The sequence below is a fragment of the Bacteroides sp. GM023 genome, from assembly GCF_014750685.1.
GTDB lineage: Bacteria > Bacteroidota > Bacteroidia > Bacteroidales > Bacteroidaceae > Bacteroides.
This window is the reverse complement of record NZ_JAAXGE010000005.1, coordinates 351454-376731: the sequence shown is the minus strand read 5'-3', so window position 1 is coordinate 376731 and position 25278 is coordinate 351454. Positions and strand designations below refer to the sequence as shown.

The 25278-nt window shown below is 42.5% G+C and carries 26 protein-coding genes; 20 read left to right on the top strand and 6 right to left on the bottom strand.

The features are described 5' to 3' along the window. The first annotated feature begins 28 nt into the window (after positions 1-28). On the top strand, positions 29-706 hold the full coding sequence (locus tag HC965_RS12485; protein WP_191031762.1) for a vitamin B12 dependent-methionine synthase activation domain-containing protein: 678 nt from the start codon (positions 29-31) through the stop codon (positions 704-706). A 173-nt stretch (positions 707-879) separates the two neighbouring features. Here the strand turns inward: HC965_RS12485 and HC965_RS12480 are convergent, their stop codons facing one another. After that, the gene (locus HC965_RS12480) at positions 880-1509 is read right to left on the bottom strand and encodes a nitroreductase family protein (RefSeq protein ID WP_191032015.1); all 630 of its coding nucleotides are present in this window, start codon (positions 1507-1509) and stop codon (positions 880-882) included. Between the two features lie 130 nt (positions 1510-1639). Between HC965_RS12480 and HC965_RS12475 the strand changes: the two genes are divergently transcribed. Beyond that, on the top strand, positions 1640-2497 hold the full coding sequence (locus tag HC965_RS12475) for an AraC family transcriptional regulator (RefSeq protein ID WP_191031761.1): 858 nt from the start codon (positions 1640-1642) through the stop codon (positions 2495-2497). A gap of 20 nt (positions 2498-2517) precedes the next feature. On the opposite strand, the gene HC965_RS12470 is transcribed toward HC965_RS12475, so the two are convergent. From HC965_RS12470 to HC965_RS12455, 4 genes are all read right to left on the bottom strand, one after another. Further along, positions 2518-4089 (bottom strand): sodium:solute symporter, encoded by a 1572-nt coding sequence (locus HC965_RS12470; RefSeq protein ID WP_191031760.1) that lies wholly within the window; start codon positions 4087-4089, stop codon positions 2518-2520. Between the two features lie 132 nt (positions 4090-4221). After that, positions 4222-6021, bottom strand: a complete 1800-nt coding sequence (locus HC965_RS12465) for a corrinoid protein (RefSeq protein WP_191031759.1) — start codon at positions 6019-6021, stop codon at positions 4222-4224. 27 nt (positions 6022-6048) lie between these two features. Next, positions 6049-8295: an alpha-xylosidase gene (locus HC965_RS12460; protein WP_191031758.1), complete on the bottom strand. Its 2247-nt coding sequence runs from the start codon at positions 8293-8295 to the stop codon at positions 6049-6051. Positions 8296-8377: 82 nt separating this feature from the next. Continuing rightward, on the bottom strand, positions 8378-10225 hold the full coding sequence (locus HC965_RS12455; RefSeq protein ID WP_191031757.1) for a right-handed parallel beta-helix repeat-containing protein: 1848 nt from the start codon (positions 10223-10225) through the stop codon (positions 8378-8380). A gap of 234 nt (positions 10226-10459) precedes the next feature. Between HC965_RS12455 and HC965_RS12450 the strand changes: the two genes are divergently transcribed. Further along, a complete protein-coding gene (locus HC965_RS12450) occupies positions 10460-10753 on the top strand; it encodes a type II toxin-antitoxin system HicA family toxin (RefSeq protein WP_191031756.1) in 294 nt (97 codons plus the stop codon). A gap of 2 nt (positions 10754-10755) precedes the next feature. Then, complete coding sequence (locus HC965_RS12445; protein ID WP_191031755.1) at positions 10756-11103, top strand: type II toxin-antitoxin system HicB family antitoxin; 348 nt, start codon at positions 10756-10758, stop codon at positions 11101-11103. A 66-nt stretch (positions 11104-11169) separates the two neighbouring features. Here the strand turns inward: HC965_RS12445 and HC965_RS12440 are convergent, their stop codons facing one another. Further along, a complete protein-coding gene (locus HC965_RS12440; protein ID WP_191031754.1) occupies positions 11170-11649 on the bottom strand; it encodes a DUF456 domain-containing protein in 480 nt (159 codons plus the stop codon). A 241-nt stretch (positions 11650-11890) separates the two neighbouring features. Here HC965_RS12440 and HC965_RS12435 point away from each other — a divergent pair, with 241 nt between their 5' ends. The 16 genes from HC965_RS12435 (at position 11891) to HC965_RS12360 (ending at position 25187) form a co-directional block, all read left to right on the top strand. Continuing rightward, the gene (locus tag HC965_RS12435; RefSeq protein ID WP_191031753.1) at positions 11891-12328 is read left to right on the top strand and encodes a DUF6078 family protein; all 438 of its coding nucleotides are present in this window, start codon (positions 11891-11893) and stop codon (positions 12326-12328) included. A gap of 325 nt (positions 12329-12653) precedes the next feature. Beyond that, positions 12654-12893: a DUF3791 domain-containing protein gene (locus tag HC965_RS12430; RefSeq protein ID WP_223854849.1), complete on the top strand. Its 240-nt coding sequence runs from the start codon at positions 12654-12656 to the stop codon at positions 12891-12893. Next, complete coding sequence (locus tag HC965_RS12425; RefSeq protein WP_191031752.1) at positions 12890-13378, top strand: DUF3990 domain-containing protein; 489 nt, start codon at positions 12890-12892, stop codon at positions 13376-13378. The genes HC965_RS12430 and HC965_RS12425 overlap by 4 nt, the downstream gene beginning before the upstream one ends. After that, positions 13371-13589: a hypothetical protein gene (locus HC965_RS12420; RefSeq protein ID WP_191031751.1), complete on the top strand. Its 219-nt coding sequence runs from the start codon at positions 13371-13373 to the stop codon at positions 13587-13589. Before HC965_RS12425 ends, HC965_RS12420 begins: the two co-directional genes overlap by 8 nt. A 140-nt stretch (positions 13590-13729) precedes the next feature. After that, positions 13730-13957, top strand: coding sequence for a DUF3791 domain-containing protein (locus tag HC965_RS12415; RefSeq protein WP_191031750.1), 228 nt, complete (start codon positions 13730-13732; stop codon positions 13955-13957). Continuing rightward, entirely contained in the window at positions 13954-14433 is a 480-nt protein-coding gene (locus HC965_RS12410) for a DUF3990 domain-containing protein (protein WP_191031749.1), read from the top strand. Before HC965_RS12415 ends, HC965_RS12410 begins: the two co-directional genes overlap by 4 nt. Further along, positions 14430-14651 (top strand): hypothetical protein, encoded by a 222-nt coding sequence (locus tag HC965_RS12405; protein ID WP_191031748.1) that lies wholly within the window; start codon positions 14430-14432, stop codon positions 14649-14651. The genes HC965_RS12410 and HC965_RS12405 overlap by 4 nt, the downstream gene beginning before the upstream one ends. Before the next feature lie 112 nt (positions 14652-14763). Next, positions 14764-15045 carry a tol-pal system YbgF family protein gene (locus HC965_RS12400; protein WP_191031747.1) on the top strand — a complete coding sequence of 94 codons (282 nt, stop codon included), beginning with the start codon at positions 14764-14766 and terminating at the stop codon, positions 15043-15045. A 54-nt stretch (positions 15046-15099) separates the two neighbouring features. Next, on the top strand, positions 15100-15327 hold the full coding sequence (locus HC965_RS12395; RefSeq protein WP_004297419.1) for a ferredoxin family protein: 228 nt from the start codon (positions 15100-15102) through the stop codon (positions 15325-15327). 11 nt (positions 15328-15338) lie between these two features. Beyond that, positions 15339-16421, top strand: coding sequence for a 3-methyl-2-oxobutanoate dehydrogenase subunit VorB (locus HC965_RS12390; protein WP_191031746.1), 1083 nt, complete (start codon positions 15339-15341; stop codon positions 16419-16421). Positions 16422-16428: 7 nt separating this feature from the next. Further along, a complete protein-coding gene (locus HC965_RS12385; RefSeq protein WP_097677857.1) occupies positions 16429-16602 on the top strand; it encodes a hypothetical protein in 174 nt (57 codons plus the stop codon). Between the two features lie 12 nt (positions 16603-16614). Further along, on the top strand, positions 16615-17379 hold the full coding sequence (locus tag HC965_RS12380) for a thiamine pyrophosphate-dependent enzyme (protein ID WP_044653655.1): 765 nt from the start codon (positions 16615-16617) through the stop codon (positions 17377-17379). Positions 17380-17399: 20 nt separating this feature from the next. Further along, complete coding sequence (locus HC965_RS12375; protein WP_191031745.1) at positions 17400-17942, top strand: 2-oxoacid:acceptor oxidoreductase family protein; 543 nt, start codon at positions 17400-17402, stop codon at positions 17940-17942. Between the two features lie 120 nt (positions 17943-18062). After that, positions 18063-20111 carry a putative porin gene (locus tag HC965_RS12370; protein ID WP_191031744.1) on the top strand — a complete coding sequence of 683 codons (2049 nt, stop codon included), beginning with the start codon at positions 18063-18065 and terminating at the stop codon, positions 20109-20111. A gap of 17 nt (positions 20112-20128) precedes the next feature. Then, the gene (locus HC965_RS12365; protein ID WP_191031743.1) at positions 20129-20968 is read left to right on the top strand and encodes a transporter substrate-binding domain-containing protein; all 840 of its coding nucleotides are present in this window, start codon (positions 20129-20131) and stop codon (positions 20966-20968) included. Continuing rightward, a complete protein-coding gene (locus HC965_RS12360) occupies positions 20955-25187 on the top strand; it encodes a hybrid sensor histidine kinase/response regulator transcription factor (protein WP_191031742.1) in 4233 nt (1410 codons plus the stop codon). The genes HC965_RS12365 and HC965_RS12360 overlap by 14 nt, the downstream gene beginning before the upstream one ends. The last annotated feature ends 91 nt before the right edge of the window (positions 25188-25278 follow it).

Below are 25278 nucleotides of genomic sequence, written 5' to 3'. Positions count from 1 at the left end.
GTATGGCAATGGTCAGTGCCACTTCATTATGTTTGAACAAGAAATCATTTATCAGAACTTAGTAATCCCATCGTCCGAAATCTACGAGGCGATGGGATATAAAGATTCTATGCCTGACGAAATGGTTATAGAAGAAGTAAATACACTACTAGACCGTATCACTCCCCTTCTTCGTCCCCGTATTTTCTTTTTCATCACCGATGGGCTACTTGACACAGAAAAGGCGACACTGACCGTAAAAGACACAGTTCTCTCAATCGGTAAAACCATCGCCCGTCAATTACGTGGTTCGGAAGCCTTTGCCTTTTTTACTGCAACTGCCGGAGTAGAATTTGAAGAGTTTCAACACCTCCTTCAGCAGGAAAACGATATGGTTAAAGTATATATAGCGGACTCATTGGGAAGCATTATTGCGGAGAAAGCAGCAGATTATATGGAAAAGGAATTGTCTACATTTATTAAAGAGAAAGGTTGGAAACATACCAATCGATACAGTCCCGGCTATTGCGGATGGCACGTGTCGGAACAGCAGAAACTCTTCTCTTTATTTCCAGTTGCTTCTCCCTGTGGCATTCAGTTGACTGATTCCAGTCTGATGATTCCTATCAAGTCGGTTAGCGGTGTTATCGGAGTAGGTTCCAGTGTCCGCAAACTGGAATATACTTGCGGACTGTGTACCTATGAAAATTGCTTTCGCAGAAAATAGTTCTTCAAAGCTTGTTGTGTGATTAAAAAAGAGAGGATTACATAAACACGTATATCCCCTCTCCAGAATACCTCATTAGCTACTCACTGTAATGAAAGTAAGAACATCCATTTCATGATTGTTATCAAAGATATCCCTCCGTTGTTCTCCTTCCGTTCTGCCTTTAATTCTTTTTACCAGTTGTTTTTATGAATCCGGTCTTTTACCTGAATATCCTTCTGTTTACAGATATGGGCATTCTCTGCGGCATAACCAATAGCAAGAAAACAAGTAAATTCATACTCGTCGGGAGCACCTACTGCCTGCTTTACATATTCTGATTCATTACCTATGGGAATACGGAATGCACAAGCACATCCTTCTGCTGTTGCAGCCAATAGAATATTCTCAACGGCTGCCCATGCGGACGCGAAATAGTTGAGAGAGCTTTGGTCAGCTGGCTTACACAATGGATAGCCTTTTTGCCGAAAGAATGGCAAAACAAGGCAATTACTCTGTATGAGCATACGCTGCTGCTTAGGAAGAGCATCGGAAAACATAGCATATTCGTCCTTATCCATGGTGCTTGCACCAGCATTAAGCCCGGTTTCCTGAATCTCCTTAGTATTCTTTAAAACAGGAGAAATAAGTCGGGCAATGTTCTCTTGCCCCCTTACGACTACAAGTTCAAATTGGCGCAAATGATCGTTGGTCGGTGCCTTAAAAGCCGCACCCAATACCTTTTCCAATACCTCATCCGTAACTTCCCTATCGGAAAAGTCACGGATGGTTCTTCTTTTCTCTAAAACCTGATAAAAATCCATCATAATAAAAAACCTTTCTATTTTTAGTTGAATAAATCTTTTGCAAAGATACACCGCTACCTTGTCGAATATTTGTGTTTTTATATTAAACATTTGTCGTACATTTGCATAGACAAGATTTTAAGACGCTATGACGGAAGAAACAATCGTCCCTTACGAATTACCAGAAACAGAGAATCACTCATTCTTTTTTATAGACCAACGGATAGATTCCCACGTAGAAGCCAAATTGCATCAGCATGATGCATGGGAGTTATATTATGTAATTCATGGATATGGAAATCGAATGGCAGGAGATACGTTACAGCCTTTCTCAGCAGGGGATGTGGTATTAATGCCCCCATCTATGATTCACCGCTGGGAATATGAACACTCGTCAGCAGACAGTGACGGATGTATTCGTTACCTGATGGTCGCTTTCAGTCATTCTTTTGTGACACAGTGCATGAAAGTATTTCCCGAATTGCGAAATAGGTTGGCAAGCCTTACATTTCCTGTCAATGCGTTAAAGTACGGACAAGAAAGTAGTCGAGTCATTCGCAAAATATTATTGCGAATGAACGACATGGATGAACTTGGCCGCTTGTGCGAGATGTTTCGACTGTTACCTGTCATTTTCACATCTTCCGGCCATGTTCTTGCAGGAAAACCTATGAGCATCGAACGTGATGTAAGGCGTATGCAGCAAATCTGTACCTATGTAATGGCTCACTATGTCCATCCTATCTCTTTGGATGACATTGCTGCCGAAGTGGGCATGAATCGTTCTGCTTTTTGTATTTACTTTAAACGCTGTAAAGGTTTCACTTTTTCGCAGTTCGTAACCCAATATCGCTTAAATACAGCCTGTGAACTCCTGAAACATTCACAGAAACAAGTTTCTGAAATCTGTTTTATGGTAGGATTCAATGATTTACCTCATTTTATTAGGGTTTTCACAAATACCATAGGAGTATCTCCATCCAAATACAGAAAACAATTCCAATAGTTATATCTAAAAAAGACGGATTAGTGCCCATTGAAGAAGATATAAAGTCCAATCATGGTCACAATTAGTAATCCCCACATCACAAGGACTATCCGTGCAGGCTTGTCTTCTATCTTTTCTATATTTAATATTCCCAGTTGCGGAGACTTATCCAATAGGCTGACCACTATCATTACAATACCGATGATAACAAACAGATAGAAAGACAACAACATAAAATGCGGCCATGCTGTATACTCTTCCGCCGGAAATACCCATAAATACAAGATTCCTACTCCGATGCTGAAAACAGTTCCCAACGTCAGAGCCATATTGGCAGCCAAAGTAGTAGTGCGCTTCCAAAATACCCCGAAAAGGAACACTGCCGCCATTGGTGGAGCTATAAATCCTAAGACGGATTGAAAAACATTGAATAGGTTCAATCCTTTGATGCTATCAATAGCCATTGTTATTATCACGGATGCCAATGCGCCCACTACCGTAACAACCTGTCCTACTCTAATAATCTCTTTCTGTTTGGCCTGCGGTCTGATTTTCTTCGCATAAATATCCATAGTGAATACTGTACTTAATGCATTCAGAGCAGAACCGACAGTGCTGACTAATGCCGCAGTCAATACCGCCAATACCAAACCGACCATTCCCACAGGGAATAGATGAGTGACCATCGTCATATAGGCTTCGTCCGGATTCTCTAGTTGTGGAAATAAAGCGAGACAGATAATACCAGGAAGAATGTAAAGGGGCACATCTAATATTTTGAGCCATCCGGTAAAATTCGTTCCTATCTGCCCTTCTTTCAGGTTTTTGGCAGCCAGGACAGGTTGTACCATTGACTGGTCTGTACACCAAAACCAAACTCCCATCACTGGATAACCTAAGATAATCGGCAACCAAGGGAAAGCCGGGTCATCATTCGGACGGAAAAGATTCCAGTAGTCTGTCGGAACGGCATCCACCAATGCTCCTATACCGCCCACTTTATAGATTCCCATAATAGCCAATGTTGCCGACACTACAATCAATAATATCATTTGGTACACATTCGTATAGGCTACCGCTTTCAGTCCGCCAAGCATCGTAAAGAAAGCAGAGATAATAAGTAACAGCAATGCCGACTGCCACATAGGAATGTCGAATACCTGACGAATCAGGACTCCACCGGCAAACAATGTCAATGCCAACCACGATATCAGAATCGTGACTATCGTGTACCAAGCAAGGATATTACGGGTAGACTGCCCGAAACGTTTCCCCATAAACTCGGGCAATGTCGTCACACGGCTACCCAAATATCGGGGAGCAAAAACAAAGGCAAGCATACAAATGAAGACAAACGCATACCAAGCATAATTTCCCGAAACAATACCGGTAGTAAATCCGGCACTTGCGGATGCTATCAACATAGAAGGTCCTACATTTGTCCCCCACATGGAGAATCCGATATGATACCATCTCAATGAATTTTCCGCAAGGAAAAGGCTACTCCCTTTTTTTCGTTTAGAACTTGCCCATATACCGATGGCAATCAAAATCAGGAAATAAGCTATTAGGATACTCCAGTCTAATGTCTCTAAGAATTTCACGTGCATAATTCAAGTATTAAATAAGTAATGTAAGTTTAAATCTAATTTTCTTTTAGGCGCGGATTACACGGATTTCACGGTTTTAAGAGACTAGGCAATTAAGAGCCGTGTTCATCCGTGAATCCGTGCCTTTTCATTCTATTTTTTTCCTATCAGTTCCTTGGCAACTGCTACGGCTGTATTAGCATTGTCGCTATATCCGTCCGCCCCTATTTCATCAGCAAATCCCTGACTTACGGGTGCCCCGCCAATCATTACTTTTACTTGCTCACGAATTCCGGCCTCTTCCAATGCCTGAATGACATCTTTCATATAAGTCATGGTAGTAGTCAGCAAAGCACTCATGCACAAAATATCAGCATGGTTTTCTTTCACAGCTTCCACAAACTTGTCACAAGTCACGTCAATACCGATATTGATTACTTCAAATCCACAACCTTCCAGCATGGAAGCCACAAGATTCTTACCGATATCATGTAAATCCCCCTTCACCGTACCAATCACTATTTTGCCGATTGTGGTTGAAGCGCTGCCAGCCAACAAAGGTTTCAACAGTTCCAAAGCTCCCTTCATGGCACGTCCTGCCATTAGTAGCTGAGGAACAAAAGCCTTTCCATCCTGAAAACGCTGCCCTACTTCGCCCATCGCCTTAATCATATAGTTATTGATAATTTCCTGGGGAACTGCTCCATCGGCAATGGCCTGTTTGGTGACTTCCACCGCAGGTTCCAACTTACCGGCAACAATAGCTTCATACAGAAGTTTCAGTTTATCCTCTTCCTGATGCTGCTCTTCTTTTATACAGATACACTCCTGTCCGATAGCCGATGCAACATCCTGTTGAGATTCATTTATGGTAGTCGATGTGGAAGAGCCGGTATATTCTTCTACAATCCTCATGGCCTGTTCCACTTCCTTTTCATTATGGAAATCCATCTCTAAATGGACTCCATCCGCTCCGATATTATCCAATAAAGGTTTCAACTCATCCAACGTCACCCAGCAGGCCATTACACTCTTTCCGCCTGCCAATATCTTCTTATACAAATCGTACCATTTCGGAGAGCCCCCTTGCGGTTCACCGACACCGGGAGTCCATTGGATGGCATTCAGTTCTTCTATTTCAAGCAAGGCAGGGAGATGATGCATAGCCCCTACTCCGTCTAAGTGATAAAGAGTATAGTCAATCTTCTGACATTGTTCACGAATGAATGGTTGTACAAACCTACGATAGTCATCCTGACTAATCATCGTCGAAATATCACTTTGCAGTTTGCTCATCTTTCCGGGTGCCCATGATGAGAAATAACAGAAAGCCATCTCGTCCCCTTCACGAATGATGTCGTACAGTTCATCAAATACTTTAAAGTAGATGTCGTTGATTTGCTGCATTTGCTGTTCGAGTATCTCCGGTTGCATCACCGTATCCAACAATACCCTGTCCGTACCCTTCAATGCCGCTAGTACATCCAGTCCTTCCATCAGGTCGGGCATACCGACGTAATAGTGCCCATTGGCTTTCGCCTTACAGGCTTTCAGTAGCTCTTTATGGAGAATCCAGTTCGGATGTTCGGGGTTAAAGATGATTTCATCACTAAAGTCCGGGTCAGGATGAATCCAGATGGTATCTTCCCCACCTTCAAAAACTCCCCCCAGGATAGCCGCCAAAGAGCCGGGACCAAGCTGGGTATTTGCAACGGGAAGAATATCTGCCATCAGACTGCTGTGTGCCACATACCAATCCAAATATTCCGCTCTCCATTGAGGGTCGAACCATTTCTGTGACAAGTCCTTCGCAGGTGCAGGCGGCATGATATCAGCATGTGGTTGCACTCCTTCCTGAAAGTGCTCCCACATATTGAGAATGATTCCTTTATGATTCCACCAATTTATATAACGCTCTTTTGTTTCTTCCAAATTACTCTTCCATGTTTTCATACTCTGCCATTTTTTATTTATTCAGTTTTATCTATTCCAAAATCCTTTGTAATCGTTGTCTATGTGTAGAGTTATACTCTTGTTTAAGTCCATTTCGTCGGTGCATTCCACATCTTCCGGATATATCGGTATCACGGCATTTTCACGTACATATACCGGCATTTCTTCCAATGGGACATATACATCTTTCAACCAACGTGCCCCTTCCAAATGTTCTCCTGTAAAGAAATTCACCCATTTGCCTTCGGGAAGACAAATATCCCTCCGGTTTTCACTATTCATCACCGGAGCGACCAGGAAGTCATTACCAAAGTAATATTCATCATCAATATGCCAACAGAGCTTATCTTCCGGGTGGTGCAGGATAAGTGCCTGCAACAATGGATAACCACTTTCTATGGCAAGTTTGCTTTGCTCAATGATATATGGAATCAGCGAATAACGCAGCTTCCACCATTTCTTCACTAACGGAGCTATTGCCGGATAATGCCAGGGTTCACGCTTGTTGGTTCCGTGATAGCGGATATGTGATGTAAATACGCCGAATTGGGTCCAACGCATATATACATCATCTGCTACGACTGAATTCATAAAGTTGGGTAACGTATGGAATCCGGGAACATCATGGCTCCAAAAAGCGAAGCCCGACAAACCGAAATGCAGCCCGCCTTTCAGAGAACCTGCCATTCCGTCCCATGAACTGCACGAATCACCGCCCCAATGCAAAGGATATCGCTGGCATCCTGCCCATGCGGCACGTGCCCATACGATACCGTCACCGGTCACTTCTTTCGTTATTTCATAAGCAGCCTTTTGATAAAGTAAAGCGTACAGGTTATTCAACAATTCCGGTTTCATACCTTTGTAAAGGGCATCCATGTGGATATTTTCACCGAAATCGGTTTTGATGCAGGTCACTCCCATATCCAAAAGTTGTTTCAGTAGTCCTTTATACCATTCGGTTGCTTTGGGGTAAGTAAAGTCAATCGTTCCGGCATAATCCAAAGCGGAGAAGTTGGAACCGTCCGTATCCTGCTGCTTTGTCAAAGGGGCGATGTAGTCATTCGCTTTAGCTTCATCAATCTGTTCCGCATTTTCCGCTACGTAAGGGAGTTGCCATAAAGAGACACGATAGCCATTCTTTTTTATTCGTTGAATAAATCCTTTCGGGTCAGGGAAACGCTCTTCATTGAATTTCCATTCGCAAAGCCAGTCGGTTCGGAACCATCCCGTATCCAAGTGAATGACATCACAAGGATAATGTTCGGCACGCATACGGTCGCATATTTCATCCACTTCATCGGCACTGAAATAAGTCATACGGCTCATCCATACGCCAAAACTCCAAAGAGGCGGCATAGACGGATACCCGGTCAGGTCACGATAACCGCGAAGAATATCTTCCATCGTATCTCCGGCTATCACAAATGCATCCAGCAAAGCCTGGTCACTCAAAAATTGGACAGAACGGGTAGAATGTCCGGCCAGTGAAAGTTTGCTATGGGCACATGTATGATAAAACGTTCCGTACATCCGACTGGACAAGTAGAAAGGTATATTCTTATAAGTACGCCGATTGTTTACTCCCTGCCCGTCCTGATTCTTCAGGAAGAAAGTCTGCCCGCTTAAGTCCATCTTGAAGAAACGTTCGCCTGTTCCGGCAAAACATTCATCCGGTTTGCACTCGAAAGAAAGTGTTGCCCGTTCTTTCTGGCCGCCACGCTTACAAAAAGCCACAGGCAGTGCATCGTAACGAGGGGGTGAGAAATGGTCATACCCCGCCAGGCGCACTTCACGTTTTCCATCAGGATACAACGTTATATCCAGTGTCTCCTGCGGGTCGGGAAGCAATTCACTCCACCGGTCTAATACAGGTTCTTTCACATTGATAACGGCGCGTTTCGTTCCGTCTTCCGTTGAAAGAATCCATTTGCCTTTCTGTTCCTGCACGGACAAAGGTATTTTCCGAATCCGGCTACTGAATTGCAGCATCTCCGACCGGTCTGTCAACTCATAGTCGCCAAATCCTATAAACAAACGGGTAATACCTATATTATACTGCCGTATGATTAATGTATATTCTTCCTGGGGAACAGCGGTATCCGCCATCATATCATTAGCCAACTGCTGTTTCTGAAAAGGAACTGTTACATATACATCTCCATCCTTTTCGTAAACAACCGTCGGGCTGTACGCTTTCCAAAGTGACTCATCCCTCGATAGTTCGGTATCGAAATCAAGGAAATCAAATAAGTGGTAATTCGTGGGTTTCATATCTTTTATTGATTATAGTTCGTTTATTGATTACTGCATTAGCTTTATTGATTACTATATTAGTTTTATTGCTCTATTTCTACTATTGCTTTATTCTTCCCGCTTTGTACTTAATGCTGTCTGCCACTTGTGGCCCGTTATTCTTCCACACATTATTTTTTCCGGGACGATTGGAGTCGAAGCGTTCCTCCGGACACCAATTATTTTCCATCGTATATCCGTCTGTCGCCTCATCCAAATAGATATAAAAAGCCCTGTCATTGGTAGCATAAGGTGCTTCAATCAAATGTTCTATCCGATTATTCTGCATGACGGAACCCGGTTGGTTGGAAAGCGTATAAAGCCCGCCCGCATCATAAAGCCGACGGGCAAAATGATGTACATAGTTCGCTTCTATCCGGTTATTCCGCATTCCGCTTTCCAAAGATGTCCATCCCCAGCCGACACAGATTCCTGAATAATTCAAGTGACAGACTTCATTATGGGAAATATCAATATCCCTGACATATCCGGCACCAATGCCAACACATCCCCAATCTTCATTCGTCACATTACTTATGAGATTATTTCTAACGGAGATATTTGCGCACAATACCCGTTCATCCGAAGGCATAAAGGGAACATGCGTCTCAAACGCACCATCAGGAAAGGCGCCAATCAGCAGAGCTGTACCACCAATATCTGTAAATAGACAATCTTCAACAACAGAAGCTGTTACCGCCCATTCATAATCCAGTCCGGTAGAAGCTAAATTCCGAAACGTACAATGATGGAAATCAATCTGCCCGGCTCTTCTTACACGTATGGCTGTTTCGGGACGGGCAATCCATGCCTGATTCTCCAGTTCCGCCTTTTCCGGCAGTCCCGGTTCATGTAGTTTGTAAGCATCCAGCAAAGGGAAGCCACCCTGCAAAGTAACATGCCCCTGATAAGAGGGACGCATCCAGGAAGTATGTGCAAAAGTGATTCCATCAAAGCGTATATGCTTCACAGGACGCTCCAATGTACCATCAACTATCATTAAAGTTTCGAGAGCAGGGATAATGACTTCTGCCGTTTTCATATTATCTTCCGTCCGTGGATAATAGTAAATCGTACCGGAAGGATATTCCTGAAACCATTCACCGGGTTCATCCAGTAACTCGAGCGCATTGGTAAGGCAGAATGAAGAGTTTCCTTTTTCGCCGCCGATAATCGGTTGCGGCCATGGGTGTGCAAATTCCAACTGACTTTCGGGCTCATGAAAACGAATGACGGATTGTCCGCCTTCCGTATCTATACTTTTCACCCGTAAGATAGCAATCGCCCACCGCTGATGAATAATCATTTCCAGTTGCCCGGCATTTTGCAGTCCGGTGATTTGAGGAGTAGGAATAGTAATGATCTGTTTCTCCGGGTTAAAATCAATCATGCGTTCCATCACTCCGTCGGGAAATTGTGACGCTCTTTGCACTTTATCACCGTTTACCCACATTTGACGGGTTTCCACTCTCCTGTTTCCTATTACCGGAGCTTTAGCCGACCATATCTTTTGCCTCAATCCTTCAGGTATTTCAGGATTCTCACAGCCACGCTTCCAACCTGTGACAGCAATTCCGCCACTAATTACAGGATGCGCATTCTCAGCCGCACAGATAACTGTCGGAGAATCAGGTGTGCCACTATCTTCCGGACGAATAAACAAGGAACTGCGTTGGATATAAACGCCATCTTCCAAACAAATATAAATTCCACCGGTCACTTCCGGTCGATTCAATCTTCGCCATTCACGAGCCTGTTTTAGAGCCTGACTCAATGTATAAAACGGAGCCTCTCTTGTACCTATATTCCTATCATTGCCATACGGAGAAACATATATTTCTCCGGCAGAAAGTAAAGATAATGTCCCAAAAGAAGCCATAAATAGAAGAACTGCAAAGGTCTTTTTCATGGTACTGTCTCAATGTGCTTTTAATTAGGACGAACACACTTCAATTTAGTACTCTGCCCGGATTGAAATATTATTGGGACAAACTATATCTGAAGAGAGAAAGGATACAATGATTAAAAAGAGTCTGTGCAGATTTAGTGTGATTGTTAAATATCGATATTGATGAATAAAAAGCATGATAACAGTTAGCACCTGATACTATATTTAGTATCTTTGCATAAACCAATATAGAATATGGGTACAAAAGAAAAGCTGGTAGAACGTTTCCTTACGTTACCAAAGGACTTTACTTATGATGAAGTAAAACGCCTGTTCAGTTTATTTAATTATAGCGAAGGTAGCAAAGGCAGTACGTCCGGTTCACGTGTTGAGTTTATTAGTTCAGATGGGACAGCTTCATACATTATGCACAAGCCTCATCCATCAAATGTAATAAAAGGGTATGTAATGAAACAACTACTTACCTATATTCGTGATAATAAGTTGATTGAGAAATATGAACTGAGTAAAGAACAAAAAACAAAGTAGTTATGGGACAGTTGAAGTACAAAGGCTACTCAGGTAGCGTGGAATATAGCGAAGAAGATAATTGCTTATTCGGCAAGGTTCTTGGTCTTAGAAAGGATTGCATCACCTACGAGGGTGAAACCATTAGTGAATTAAAAAGTGACTTTGAAGGTGCTATTGATGATTATTTGGCAAGTTGCAAGGATCGTGGAGTGGAACCTGCTAAACCTTATAGCGGAAAACTCATTGTCCGTATGCCTTCCGACCTTCATGGAATGGTGGCAATGGCAGCAGCCAATGCAGGTACGACCATCAATGAATTTATCAATAGAGCCGTATCAAAAGAGTTGGAAAATGAATTAGCTATTTAAGTGATAATCTCAAAAGACAATAAAGACAACGCTCCTACTCATTACTGACCGGGAGCGTTCTTTTTATTATCGGATAAAACCTATAATAAACTGATAACAGAAATAACCGCAGACAACGAACTTAAGCAAAGTTCCCAATATGAACCCAATCAATGAGCCGAATCCGGATTTGAGTGCCTGGGAAAACTCCTTATTCCCCAGTAACTCACCAATCACAGCTCCGAGGAAAGGTCCGAGAATAATTCCCCAAGGCAAGAAAAGAAGTCCGACCAAAGTTCCGATGATGCATCCCCAATTTCCCCATTTGCTGCCACCACTATACTTACTGCCCAGCATCGGCGTAAAATAATCCAAGACTTGCAAAACAGCCACAATCAATAACCACACAATTAATTGCGTCGTAGTATATTCCACCTTATCCGTGAAATGGAGAATGAATAATCCTAAATAAGCAACAGGCGGGCCGGGCACCATAGGAAGCACACAACCGGCCAACCCGACTATCAAACAAAGGGCACTTATTACAATCAAAATAATGTCCAGCATAGTCTATACATTTTAATTTCTGCACAAAAATACAGTATCTTTCAGTAAATACAAGCTAACATCAAGAATTATTTCCACCCCTTCACCTTTCACTTTTCATATATCATCCTGTCTCTAAACAGTTTATGGTGAAGGCTCTCCCCTTCACTCATCCCTTCACCGTTTTTTCTTTTCCAAACCGTACCTTTCTAATCTAAAAACAGTTACCTTTGTCTATTATGTATATAACATACAATATAAAATGAACGACAACAAATTAAAAAACAAACCAGTACCTTTCAACTACGCCCGTTGCTACAACGAGCAATGTCCGAAAGCCTGTAACTGTCTGCGTCGGGTGGCTGCGCTTCTTACTACCGCTGACACCTCCTACATCAGCATTGTAAACCCAATGTGTATCCCGACAACCGTCACTGACTGTACCTATTTCCAACCCGCAGAGAAGATACATGTTGCATGGGGTATCAGCCATCTGCTGGACAAAGTACCTTATAAGGATGGAACCAACATGAAACAACAACTGATTGGACATTTCGGAAAAACGCTCTACTATCGCTTTTATCGTGAAGAACGTTTCCTCAGTCCTGCGGACCAAAACTATATCCGCCAGCTTTTTCGCCGGAAGGGTATCACCGAAGAACCGGTCTTTGACAGCTACACAGATGAGTATAATTGGTAAAGCTGCGTTCTAACCAGTTTCTAGCGTGCTGAAACTTTTTGTTTCAAGCACTAGAAACTAAAAGTTTCACGCTTTGAAACGAATCGTTTCACACCGAGAAACAAAGTGTTTCACACCGGGAAACTATTAGTTTCAATATATGAAACAAAGAATGGAACTAGTTGAAAGCAAAAGAAGTCCCGTTGAAGAGACAGGTGAAGCTTAGTCCTTCACCCGCTATCACCGATGAACAAAGCGATCTAGAAGATGTTGAAGAGGTGAAGGGTGTATCTTCATAAAGATATTTAGCTGATAATTTCAATAAATAGTATATATTTGTAAAACGATGAATAAGGAAATAACAAAGAAAGAATTGGATATTGTCTATTTTATTTCATTCTGCATAGAACAATATAAAGTACATATCTCTGCTTCAGGTGCCGAGGTTATGGACTTATTCGACAAGTATGGAGTAACGGAATACTTATTTGAGAATTTTGAGGTACTGCATACGGAAAGTCATCAGTGGTTGATAGAAGAAATTGATGAGTTTATCCGCCAAAGAAGAAAGGAGAACGAACAATGAAATTGTATCACGGAAGTTTAGAAGTTATAGAAAATCCAAGAATCATCAAGCCAACAAGAACACTCGATTATGGAGCAGGATTCTATACAACCACTTCGTATGAACAGGCTGAATTGTGGGTAAAAAGACGTATACTATCCTCTCAGGTAAAAACAGGGTATATCAACATTTACGAACTGAACGAAAATTCTATATCTGAAATAAATGTACTATGGTTCGATGATCCAACAGAAGAATGGGTAGATTTTGTCATGTCTAACCGTACTCTAATAGATTTTACACATAATCATGATCTTGTATATGGTCCGGTAGCCAATGACAGAGTTTATGCGGCATTCGCACTATACGAAAGTGACCTTTTAGACAAAGAAGGGCTTATCAAGGAATTGAAAACTTACAAGCTAGTAGACCAAATGTTATTTCATACCGATAAGTCATTGCAGCATCTAAAATATATTGAATCAAAGGAAATTGCTTATGAATAGAGAAATAACTAATAAAAATCTGCATTTACTGATACCCGGAAAGGTCAGTCTTTTTACCAAGATTTATGCAGAAAAACAACGGAGCACTCCGTTGGAAGCACTCCGTCACTTTTATCGGTCGAATACCTATAAAGAATTGGAACAGGAGAAAACCAAGTTATGGCATTATGGTCCGGTAGCTCTTTATGAGGAATATGAAGAGAAAAAGTAAAGCTGAATAAACTCTTATAGTTAAAATCTATCCATACACTTGCAAATTCTCCTATTAATTTGTTTCTTTGCTTTAGAGATTGAATAAATAGTCATATCGAAAAGCCAACAAGTTTATTCGTCACAAGTAATAGAAAAATTATGAATAACAAAGAACTATCCAACCGAATTGAATACTTTGTGGGATGTATAGGAGCTTTCGCAGAAAAACATTCCTTAAGTAACTGTCAGGCATACAAATATCTTAAACGTTTTGCCGGCCTGGATTTCTTAGATAAATTCTATGATATCGAACATACTTTCTCTATAGAGGAAGCTATAGATGATTTAACGAAAATCTGTCAACGGAATGGAGGAGCTTTAGCATGATTCTTTACCACGGTTCAAATATAGAAATATCCCAAATAGATATTGATAAAGGAAGAAAAGGCAAAGACTTCGGAAAAGGGTTTTATTTGAGTGCAGACATTGAACAAGCTCAAAAAATGGCAAGTTTAACAACTTTCAGGCAAGGAAAAGGAAACCCTATTGTTTCGGAGTTTATGTTTGACAAATCTGTTTTAAACGGTAATAGCGATATTAAAATCAAGCAATTTGATGGATATACTATAGAATGGGCTGAATTTATTCTACTAAATAGAAATAACAATACCAACAATCAAGCTCATAATTATGATATAGTCATAGGTCCCATTGCCGACGATACTGTCGGACTTCAACTAAGGCGGTTTATTCAAGGATATATAGACATATCACAATTGGTTAATGAATTATCATATATCCGCCCTACCATACAATATTTCTTTGGAACTCCCGATGCAATTAACTTACTAAAAAGGCTATGAATAAGGACAAACAATTTTTAGTTGAATCTTTAGGAAAAGAACTTATAGAAATGCTCATGAATGAGTATGGATGGGATTTGCAAAAATCCATGGATGTATTATATTCCTCCGAAACATTCGCCAAACTAGAAGACGAGCGTACCGGTCTATATTATCAAGGAGCAATATATGTTTATAGCTTTTTAAAACAGGAAATAGAAAAAGGGACTATTGATTAATATTCACCCAATATGCAATAAAAACAAAACGTTGCAAATTTCCGTCCACGTTTGCCCTGTTTACATAAATAAAAACTATCTTTGCGTTTCAGAATCCCGAAAGACGAAAGAAATGGAGCAAATAGACAACCTAAAAGAGCTTATCAATCAGGGGGATGTGGACACAGCGATTAAGCAATTGGACCAGCTTCTCCAAGACAATTCTGTCGAGAAAGAGAAAGATGCTCTTTACTATTTACGGGGAAATGCCTACCGAAAAAAAGGAGATTGGAAACGGGCGCTGGACAACTACCAGTACGCTATCGAAATCAATCCCGACAGTCCTGCCGTTCAGGCCAGGAAGATGGTGATAGATATCCTTAACTTCTACAACAAGGATATGTTCAACCAATAAAAGAGATGTATAATCAATAACCGTACTCAAAGATAACGTAATAAAATAAAGATTATGGCAAAAATCAAAGGAGCAATCGTAGTCGACACGGAGCGTTGCAAAGGATGCAACCTGTGTGTAGTGGCGTGTCCGCTCGATGTAATCGCCCTCAATAAAGAGGTAAATATGAAAGGCTATAACTATGCCTGGCAAGTAAAAGAAGATACCTGCAACGGATGCAGCTCGTGCGCAACGGTTTGTCCCGACGGATGTATCTCAGTGTATAAAGTAAAAGTAGAATAAAAGAAAAGAATATGGCAGAAGAAGTTGTATTAATGAAAGGAAACGAAGCCATCGCCCACGCAGCTATCCGTTGCGGTGCGGACGGATACTTCGGTTATCCTATTACTCCCCAATCGGAAGTGTTGGAAACGCTTGCCGAACTGAAACCCTGGGAAACAACCGGCATGGTAGTATTACAGGCAGAAAGTGAAGTGGCAGCTATCAATATGGTATATGGTGGTGCAGGTAGCGGAAAGATGGTACTGACATCATCTTCAAGCCCCGGTGTAAGCCTGAAACAGGAAGGTATCTCTTACATCGCCGGTGCCGAACTTCCTTGTCTGATTGTGAACGTGATGCGTGGCGGTCCCGGACTGGGAACTATCCAACCGAGCCAGGCCGACTACTTCCAGACAGTGAAAGGTGGCGGTCACGGTGACTACCGACTGATTGCCCTCGCTCCGGCATCCGTACAGGAAATGGCGGATTTCGTAGCACTCGGATTCGAACTGGCTTTCAAATACCGTAACCCGGCTATCATCCTTTCCGATGGTGTCATCGGACAGATGATGGAAAAAGTCGTTCTTCCTGCTCAAAAGCCACGTCGCACAGAAGAGGAAGTTATCGAGCAATGCCCGTGGGCTGCTACCGGAAAAGCGAAAGGTTGCAAACCGAATATTATCACTTCTCTTGAATTGAAACCGGAAGCGATGGAAATCAACAATCTGCGTTTCCAGGCCAAGTATCGCGAAATTGAAGAAAAAGAAGTACGCTTCGAAGAAATAAACTGCGAAGACGCAGAATATCTGATTATTGCCTTTGGTTCAATGGCGCGTATCGGTCAGAAAGCAATGGAACTCGCTCGTGAGAAAGGTATCAAAGTAGGTATCCTTCGTCCGATTACACTGTGGCCGTTCCCAACAAAAGCGATTGCCGCTTACGCTGAAAAGGTGAAAGGTATGCTTGTCACAGAGCTGAACGCGGGACAGATGATTGAAGATGTCCGCCTGGCTGTGAACGGTAAAATTAAGGTAGAACATTTCGGACGTCTCGGCGGTATTGTCCCCGACCCGGATGAGATTGTAACTGCTTTGGAAGAAAAAATAATCAAATAACGAAACGATGAATCCCGATAAAATAAGAAACGTACTGAACATACTCTTTATAATATTGGCTGTGGCAGCCATCATCACCTACTTCGTAGCGAGAGATGATTTCAAAATGTTTATCTACGTATGCGGCGCGGCAATCTTTGTCAAGCTGATGGAGTTTTTTATACGGTTCACCAACAGATAAGGAGATGAAGTTATGACTAAAGAAGAAATAATCAAACCCGAGAACCTGGTTTACAAAAAACCGACTCTGATGAACGATAACGCCATGCACTACTGCCCGGGTTGCAGTCACGGCGTGGTACACAAGCTCATTGCCGAAGTAATAGAGGAGATGGGCATGGAAGATAAGACGGTGGGAATCTCTCCGGTAGGATGCGCAGTTTTCGCCTACAATTATTTGGATATTGACTGGCAGGAAGCAGCACACGGACGTGCTCCCGCTGTGGCAACTGCCGTGAAACGCCTGTGGCCGGACCGCCTTGTATTTACTTACCAGGGTGATGGTGACTTGGCTTGTATCGGTACAGCCGAAACGATTCACGCTTTGAACCGTGGCGAAAATATCACGATAATCTTTATCAATAATGCTATCTATGGTATGACCGGCGGTCAGATGGCTCCGACTACCTTGGTAGGCATGAAGAGTTCCACTTGTCCTTACGGACGTGACGTAGAACTTCACGGTTATCCGTTGAAGATGACTGAAATCGCTGCCCAACTGGAAGGAACGGCTTACGTAACCCGTCAGTCCGTACAATCCGTACCGGCTATCCGCAAGGCAAAGAAAGCAATCCGCAAGGCTTTTGAGAACTCCATGAGCGGTAAAGGTTCCAATTTGGTAGAAATCGTTTCAACTTGTAGTTCAGGTTGGAAAATGACTCCTGAGAAATCGAACAAATGGATGGAAGAACATATGTTCCCGTTCTATCCGCTGGGTGATTTAAAAGATAAAGAATAACGCTAAAAGTCAACAGAACAATGAAAGAAGAAATAATTATAGCAGGATTCGGTGGACAAGGCGTATTGTCTATGGGTAAGATTCTGGCTTATTCCGGTTTGATGGAAGGCAAGGAAGTTAGCTGGATGCCGGCTTACGGTCCCGAGCAACGTGGTGGAACAGCCAACGTTACGGTCATTGTAAGCGATGACAAAATATCCTCACCGATTCTTAGTAAGTATGACAGTGCCATCATTCTGAACCAGCCTTCACTCGAGAAGTTTGAAAGCAAAGTGAAGCCCGGTGGTATCCTTATCTATGACGGTTACGGAATTATCAACCCGCCTACCCGCAAGGACATCAAAGTATATCGCATCGACGCAATGGACGCAGCCAACGAAATGAATAATGCAAAGGCATTCAACATGATTGTGCTTGGCGGTTTATTGAAACTCCGTTCGATTGTAACGTTGGAAAGTGTCATCAAAGGATTGAAGAAAACCCTCCCTGAACGCCACCACCACTTGATACCTATGAATGAGGAAGCTATCAAGAAAGGTATGGAGTTAATCCGTGAGGTTTGATAAATTAAAAATTGAGAATTGAGAATTAAGAAATAATTGCTCCGTAAGTAAAGGATGCAACATATTTTTCAATTCTCAATTCTCAATTCTCAATTAAAGTAAGTATCTTTGTCCCCAATTATGAGACGAATCTTACTATTATATATACTGCTTTCCGTTATAGGTTTGACAACTGTCCATGCACAGTTCGATAATGGTCGACAAAGAGTGGACGAGAACGGATACGACCAATATGGTAATCAGGTAGACCCTGCCATGATTCCGGACAGACTGGATAGTGCAAATGTCGAAGTACAGGGGTTGCCGCCTACATTATATATGTGGCGTATCAAAAATCAGTTGGGCGACCGGACTATCATTCCGGCAGATACTGCCTACCATCATTTTCAAAACACGAACCTTACAGACGGACTGACCGGACATTATAATTATTTGGGTAATATGGGTTCTCCCCGTATGTCGCGTATCTTCTTTGACCGCCGCGACCCGGAACCGACTATTTTTATGGAGCCTTTCTCCAGTTTCTTTATCCGTCCTACGGAATTCAATTTTACAAACAGTAATGTACCTTTCACTAATCTGACTTATCACAAAGCGGGTAATAAGGTGAACGGTGAAGAACGTTTCAAATCATACTTCTCTGTCAATGTCAATAAGAAACTGGCTTTCGGTTTTAATATAGACTATCTGTACGGACGGGGATATTACAATAATCAGAATACTTCATACTTCAATGCTGCTTTTTTCGGTAGTTACATTGGCGACAAATATCAGATGCAAGCCATATACAGTAACAACTACCTGAAGACAAACGAAAACGGTGGTATTACTGATGACAGATATATCACAGCTCCTGAAGAAATGGCAGAGGGGCAAAGGGAATATGAATCAACCAATATCCCGACCAAACTAAACGCAACGACCAATCGTAATCACGATTTTTATGTATTCCTGACCCAACGCTACAATTTAGGATTCAAACGCGATATTGTGCAGGCTGAAAATGATACCACTCCCGCCAAACAGGAATTCGTACCAGTTACCAGTTTCATACATACCATTCAGGTAGAGCGTGCGCGGCACGGTTTCAATTCGAATGACCAAGTAGATAAAGACTATTATCAGAATACATATTTAGACCTGGAGAATCCGGCTGTCAGAGACAGTACCACGTATATAGGAATCAAGAATACCATAGGTATCGCTTTATTGGAAGGATTCAACAAATATGCCAAAGCCGGACTGACCGCATTTGCTTCCTACAAAGCCAGTAAGTACACACTTATGAATATGAATGGTAGTCCCTCTCCCGACAAATATAACGAGAACGAAATATTCGTGGGCGGTGAATTATCCAAACGTGAAGGAAACTTCCTACATTATCATGCCATCGGTGAAGTGGGACTGGCAGGAAAAGCTATCGGACAGTTCAACGTGAAAGGAGATATTGACTTCAACTTCCCTTTGTGGAAAGATACGGTCAGTTTTATAGCCCGTGGTGAGGTCAGCAATAAACTTGCGCCTTTCTATATGCGCCATTATCACTCCAAACATTTCTTGTGGGACAATGATATGGATAAAGAGTTCCGTACCCGTATCGAGGGTGAATTAAGTATCGCCCGTTGGAGAACACGCTTGAAAGCAGGAGTAGAGAACATAAAGAACTACACTTACTTTAACCAACAGGCAACACCCGAACAGAAAAGCGGAAGCCTGCAAGTATTATCCGCCAGTTTAACGCAAGACTTCAAGGTAGGAATATTCCATTTGGACAATGAAGTAACCTGGCAAAAGTCCAGTGACCAAACGGTGCTTCCTTTGCCCGATCTTTCTTTGTATCACAATTTCTATATGCAGTTCAAGCTGGCGAAAAAAGTACTTAGTGTACAGTTGGGTGCCGATGTACGATACTTTAGCAAATATAATGCCCCTGCGTATATGCCTGCCATTCAGAACTTCCATCTGCAACCGACAGATGACCAAGTAGAGATTGGCGGTTATCCGATTGTGAATGTTTACGCAAACCTGCATTTAAAGCGTACACGTTTCTATGTGATGATGTATCACGTGAACCAGGGTATGGGCAGACCGAATTACTTCCTGTCTCCTCACTACCCCATCAACCCCAGTGTACTTAAATTCGGTCTTTCATGGAATTTCTATGATTAACTAAACCTTTATGGCTTATGGAGACACGCCCCAAATTGAGACTGTTCAGATATTTAATACCTGTAATCATTGTACTGGCAATCCTTTTTTCTGTCCGCCAATGCGGTAAAGAGGAAAAACCATCGGGACACCCGCGTGACTACGCCGCCATTGCCAAAGAAGGGATATTGCGTGTAGCAACCGAATACAACTCCATCAGTTTCTATGTAGATGGTGACACCGTTTCCGGTTTTCATTATGAACTGATTGAAGCATTTGCCCGTGACAAGGGACTGGAAGCCAGGATAACTCCCATTATGAGTTTCGATGAACGGCTGAAAGGACTAAGCGAAGGACGTTATGATGTCATCGCTTTCGGTATATTAGCCACCAGTGCATTAAAAGACTCCCTGCTCCTCACCTCTCCCATCGTACTCAACAAACAAGTGTTGGTACAACGGAAAGAAGTCGGAGAAGACGATTCACTTTATATTCATAGCCAGTTGGATTTAGCGCAACGAACCCTTCATGTAGTGAAAGGCTCTCCTTCCATTCTGCGCATCCAAAACCTGGGAAATGAAATCGGAGACACTATCTATATAAAGGAGATAGAGAAATACGGCCCCGAGCAATTGATTTCGATGGTAGCTCATGGAGACATCGACTACGCCGTTTGTGACGAAAGCATCGCACAGGCGGTTGCAGATTCTTTGCCGCAAATTGATATTAATACGGCAATCAGCTTTACGCAGTTCTACTCATGGGCAGTCAGCAAACAATCACCCGCCTTACTCGATAGTTTGAATACATGGCTGGATGCATTCCAAAAGGAAGAGGAATATCAAAAGATTTACAAGAAATACTATGATAAAAAATAACCTTATCGCCCTATTTACTAAAAGAAAACAACAATATACCATTTACCTATTTATCTTTATCTCTCTATTGTCTTTTGGTAACTCCCATTCATACGCGGAAGAAAACCGGGCATTCAACTTTTCAACAATTAATCTGAATAACGGATTATCCCAGTTATCGGTACTTGACATCTGTCAGGATGCCAAAGGATATATATGGTTTGCTACTCGTAACGGATTGAATAAATATGACGGAGCCACCTTCACCGTCTATAAACACAGTAACCAGGACGCCAATTCCCTAACGGACAATCATATCACCAAATTACTGCCGGACGATATTCATGGCGGACTTTGGATTGGTACCAACAACGGACTGAATTATCTGAATCAAAAGACAAATCTTATCACCAACTATCAGATAGCGGACTATCCGTCACTTCCCAGCAATAGCATACTTTCACTCTGCCTGGACAAATCGGGAAATCTATGGATAGGAACCCGCCTGGGACTCTGCCGCTGGATGCCGGAGAGCAATACATTCAAAACAATAACCTTTGACGGACAATTGGAGCGGGAATCAATAACCTCTTTATATATGGACAAAGAGGAACGGCTCTACATAGGTACACATAACAAAGGTCTGTTGATATGCGACAAGAACTTGAACATCCTGCAAAAACTGAATAAAGAGAGTACCCCTTCCCTTTCCGACAATGCCATCAGTTGTATTTTTGAAGATTCACATCAACAGATATGGATAGGTACGGATATGAAAGGGCTGAATAAGTGGAACCCGAACCAACAGACAATCTCCACCTTCCTGGAACACAACAGCGGACTGACCGACAATTACATCCGTTGTATACAGGAACAAAACCAACGACTGATTATCGGAACATTCGACGGTTTGAGTGTTCTCGACCTGACGGATGATGCCATCACCAAATACAATACGTTCGAAGCCAACCGTAATAATCTTAGTCACTTCTCCGTTCGCAGCCTGTGTGTAGACCGTGCCGGAACCTTATGGGTAGGAACTTATTCCGGCGGAGTCAATTATTACAATCCGCTCAATAACCGTTTTGTATTCTATCATCCTTTAGGAAACAGCGAACAAAAGCTATACAACATTTTCGGCCCGATGGTATATAGCGCAAACTCCCTTTGGATAGCGACAGAAGGCGGCGGGTTATTGCAATTCAATCCGGTGAGCAAAGAATACGCCAATTATTTGTTGGAAGAACGTCCTGTCGGGATGCACAACAAGAACATTATCAAATCCCTGATGATGGAAGGAGAAAACATATGGTGTGGTACCAATAACGGCGGACTGTATTGCTTCCACATTCCTACAAAACGTTTCTCGCTTATCCACCAGTTCAATGAGAAAAACTTAGGTATTTATACAATTTATCGTGATGCCAAGGGAGATATTTGGTTAGGAACTACTTCCCGCCAGGGACTCGTTAGAATCACCAAAGATAAGAAAGTAACCCGCAAATTCCCTGTCGGAGAAAAAGAAGAAAAATTTAGCTTCTCCAGCATCCGGGCATTTCTGCCGCTTCGTGAGAATGTATATCTGATTGGGACACGCTCGTTCGGACTTTACGAATACGATGTAGAAAAAAGAACTCTGATACAGTATTCAACAGAAGAGAAAGAACCGTCCCGTAAACTGGAAAACAATTACATCACCAGTATTCTGAGAAAAAAGAACGGTGAGATATGGGTAGGCACTTTTGGTGCAGGGATTTACCAGTATCAGGAAGGCAAGGGAATCGTCCGCCATATCGGTACGGAAGAAGGATTAACTAATGAAGAAGTATATACCCTGGTAGAATATAATCAGAATATATGGGCGAGTATAGATAATGGCATTGCCGAAATAAATACAAAAACGGGGCAGGTATATGCCTATGATTGCTTTGCCGGACTCGAAACACTGGAGTTTACACCACAGGGCGGTATCTGCCTGCCCAATGGAGAAGTCTATTTCAGCGGAAGCAACGGATTTCTGTCCTTCACTCCCCGCTCATTGATAAAGAACAATATGATGCCGCCAGTAGTACTTACCCAGTTGACTGTCAACAACAAAGTGATACAACCGGGCGACAAGAGCCGCTTATTGGAAGCTAATCCCGATGATGCGGCAACAGTTACCCTCGCTTACAATCAGAATAATTTCTCTATTGCATACTGTGCCCTGAACTATATCCTGCACGAGCAGAACCAATATGCTTATAAATTAATAGGTCATGATGAAGACTGGAACTATGTAGGAACCCGTAAAGAAGCCTTCTATACCAATATTGCGCCCGGCAAATATACATTCCACGTGATTGCTTCCAACAATGACGGCGTGTGGAATTCCCAAGGGAAAACACTGGAAATAGTTATCCTTTCTCCCTGGTGGAAAACAACGTGGGCTTATATTATCTACGCATTGTTGTTTATAGGAATCACCTACACCATCGGGTATTATATGTACAGCAAGCACAAGCTGGAACTAAACCTTCGGATGCGACAAATGGAAAAGCAACGGATGGAAGAATTTCATCAAACCAAAATCCGGCTTTTCACCAACTTCTCGCACGAACTGCGCACGCCGTTGACGCTTATTATCAGTCCTATTGATGAACTGGTGCGTCAGGCAGAAGTTCCCCTGTTTATCAAAACAAAACTAGACTTAGTTTTGAAGAATGCCCGCCGTCTGCTGTTACTTGTCAATCAATTAATGGATTTGCAAAAGAACCAAAGCGGCAGTCTCACATTGAGGTTAACCCATTCGGACTTGAATGCTTTCCTTCTTGAAATCTATTATACCTTCAAGCAGATAGCGGAAAGCAAACAGATAACGTTCCAATACGAAGCTCCCGAAGGGGAAATCCCGGCTTATTTCGACCAAAGTCTGTTGGAAAAAGCCGTATTCAATCTGCTATCAAATGCTTTCAAGTTCACTTCTCCGGGAGAAACGATTTCTTTAAGGCTGACAGCCGTTCCCGATAATGAGAAACTTCAGCGGGAGTTCGGCAAGATACTGTCAGCCGACCCGACTTTCGCCATCCGTACTGATTCGGACAATTACTTTATCATCCAGGTGGCAGATACCGGGAAAGGAATTCCCGAAGCTGCCCGCACCCATATTTTCGACCCGTTCTATCAGGTCAGTACTCCGCAGGCGGCTAATGACAATGTCAACGGAACGGGTATTGGGCTAAGCCTGACACAGTCTATCGTCCACCTGCATCACGGAGCTATCAGTGTGGGCTCTAATCAGCCGAAAGGAAGTATATTCACTATCGTACTGCCGAATAACGAGCAGGCTCAACCGGCAGAGGAAAGTGTGAAGAACAATCTATCCGAGGATGAACGGGAAGAACAGGCAGTTGTCGGACAAGTTCTTGAATCCGAAGAAGAACTTCCTTTCCTGGAAGGTAAAACCATTCTGCTAGTGGAAGATAACGAAGACATACGCAGTTATGTGAAAGAACATCTTGAACGTCATTACCGCGTACTCGAAGCAGATAATGGCGCTGAAGCCTTCAATATCGTACTGAAAGAATTTCCCGATTTAGTCGTAACGGATATTATGATGCCGGGAGTAGACGGGTTGGAACTCTGCTCTATGATAAAGAATGATTTGCAGACGGGACATATTCCGGTGATTCTGCTCACAGCCCGCACGATGGTGATGCACGTCAAAGAAGGTTTCCTTTCGGGCGCCGATGATTATGTAGTGAAACCATTCAATGTAGATGTGTTGCTGGTACGAATCTACAACCTGCTGGTTCAACGGGAGAAACTGAAATCAATGTACGGAAAGAACTTCTCGCTCCAGTCGATGGGTATTGAGGCCAGTTCCGCCGATGATAAATTCATGCAGAAGCTATTCGAGATAATACAGAACCATCTTGCCAATCCGGACTTGAAAGTTGACATGATATGCGATGAGATGGGATTCAGCCGGAGTAACTTCTATCGCAAACTCAAGGCAGTGACAGACTTATCCCTGAACGACCTCATTCGCCACAAACGTCTTGAAGTAGCCGCGCAGTTACTGAAAGAAGCGGACATGAACGTAACGGAAGTTTCAATCGCCACCGGGTTCAGTACGCTTGCCTATTTCACCAAATGTTTCAAGTCTGACTATGGAGTTTCGCCCACCGAATATATCAAAGGGCAACCGGAAGAACGGGAAGAAAACGAGGAAGAGACAACCGCCCCTTCCCGGGAATGAGATAAGTTTGCAAAATCATCCCAAGTTATAAATATCGTTTCAGAAACGATACAGCAACGATTATCCCAATCAAATTGGGATGATTTTGCAA

What these genes read in the sequence shown, in the direction of transcription:
- HC965_RS12375 (WP_191031745.1), top strand. Translation starts at nt 17,400, where the DNA reads ATGAAAGAAGAAATAATTATAGCAGGATTCGGTGGACAAGGCGTATTG.
- HC965_RS12455 (WP_191031757.1), bottom strand. Translation starts at nt 10,225, where the DNA reads ATGAAAAAGACCTTTGCAGTTCTTCTATTTATGGCTTCTTTTGGGACA.
- HC965_RS12450 (WP_191031756.1), top strand. Translation starts at nt 10,460, where the DNA reads ATGGGTACAAAAGAAAAGCTGGTAGAACGTTTCCTTACGTTACCAAAG.
- HC965_RS12395 (WP_004297419.1), top strand. Translation starts at nt 15,100, where the DNA reads ATGGCAAAAATCAAAGGAGCAATCGTAGTCGACACGGAGCGTTGCAAA.
- HC965_RS12390 (WP_191031746.1), top strand. Translation starts at nt 15,339, where the DNA reads ATGGCAGAAGAAGTTGTATTAATGAAAGGAAACGAAGCCATCGCCCAC.
- HC965_RS12475 (WP_191031761.1), top strand. Translation starts at nt 1,640, where the DNA reads ATGACGGAAGAAACAATCGTCCCTTACGAATTACCAGAAACAGAGAAT.
- HC965_RS12465 (WP_191031759.1), bottom strand. Translation starts at nt 6,021, where the DNA reads ATGAAAACATGGAAGAGTAATTTGGAAGAAACAAAAGAGCGTTATATA.
- HC965_RS12425 (WP_191031752.1), top strand. Translation starts at nt 12,890, where the DNA reads ATGAAATTGTATCACGGAAGTTTAGAAGTTATAGAAAATCCAAGAATC.
- HC965_RS12470 (WP_191031760.1), bottom strand. Translation starts at nt 4,089, where the DNA reads ATGCACGTGAAATTCTTAGAGACATTAGACTGGAGTATCCTAATAGCT.
- HC965_RS12445 (WP_191031755.1), top strand. Translation starts at nt 10,756, where the DNA reads ATGGGACAGTTGAAGTACAAAGGCTACTCAGGTAGCGTGGAATATAGC.
- HC965_RS12410 (WP_191031749.1), top strand. Translation starts at nt 13,954, where the DNA reads ATGATTCTTTACCACGGTTCAAATATAGAAATATCCCAAATAGATATT.
- HC965_RS12360 (WP_191031742.1), top strand. Translation starts at nt 20,955, where the DNA reads ATGATAAAAAATAACCTTATCGCCCTATTTACTAAAAGAAAACAACAA.
- HC965_RS12440 (WP_191031754.1), bottom strand. Translation starts at nt 11,649, where the DNA reads ATGCTGGACATTATTTTGATTGTAATAAGTGCCCTTTGTTTGATAGTC.
- HC965_RS12435 (WP_191031753.1), top strand. Translation starts at nt 11,891, where the DNA reads ATGAACGACAACAAATTAAAAAACAAACCAGTACCTTTCAACTACGCC.
- HC965_RS12380 (WP_044653655.1), top strand. Translation starts at nt 16,615, where the DNA reads ATGACTAAAGAAGAAATAATCAAACCCGAGAACCTGGTTTACAAAAAA.
- HC965_RS12485 (WP_191031762.1), top strand. Translation starts at nt 29, where the DNA reads ATGTTTGAACAAGAAATCATTTATCAGAACTTAGTAATCCCATCGTCC.
- HC965_RS12385 (WP_097677857.1), top strand. Translation starts at nt 16,429, where the DNA reads ATGAATCCCGATAAAATAAGAAACGTACTGAACATACTCTTTATAATA.
- HC965_RS12430 (WP_223854849.1), top strand. Translation starts at nt 12,654, where the DNA reads ATGAATAAGGAAATAACAAAGAAAGAATTGGATATTGTCTATTTTATT.
- HC965_RS12415 (WP_191031750.1), top strand. Translation starts at nt 13,730, where the DNA reads ATGAATAACAAAGAACTATCCAACCGAATTGAATACTTTGTGGGATGT.
- HC965_RS12405 (WP_191031748.1), top strand. Translation starts at nt 14,430, where the DNA reads ATGAATAAGGACAAACAATTTTTAGTTGAATCTTTAGGAAAAGAACTT.
- HC965_RS12400 (WP_191031747.1), top strand. Translation starts at nt 14,764, where the DNA reads ATGGAGCAAATAGACAACCTAAAAGAGCTTATCAATCAGGGGGATGTG.
- HC965_RS12460 (WP_191031758.1), bottom strand. Translation starts at nt 8,295, where the DNA reads ATGAAACCCACGAATTACCACTTATTTGATTTCCTTGATTTCGATACC.
- HC965_RS12365 (WP_191031743.1), top strand. Translation starts at nt 20,129, where the DNA reads ATGGAGACACGCCCCAAATTGAGACTGTTCAGATATTTAATACCTGTA.
- HC965_RS12420 (WP_191031751.1), top strand. Translation starts at nt 13,371, where the DNA reads ATGAATAGAGAAATAACTAATAAAAATCTGCATTTACTGATACCCGGA.
- HC965_RS12480 (WP_191032015.1), bottom strand. Translation starts at nt 1,509, where the DNA reads ATGGATTTTTATCAGGTTTTAGAGAAAAGAAGAACCATCCGTGACTTT.
- HC965_RS12370 (WP_191031744.1), top strand. Translation starts at nt 18,063, where the DNA reads ATGAGACGAATCTTACTATTATATATACTGCTTTCCGTTATAGGTTTG.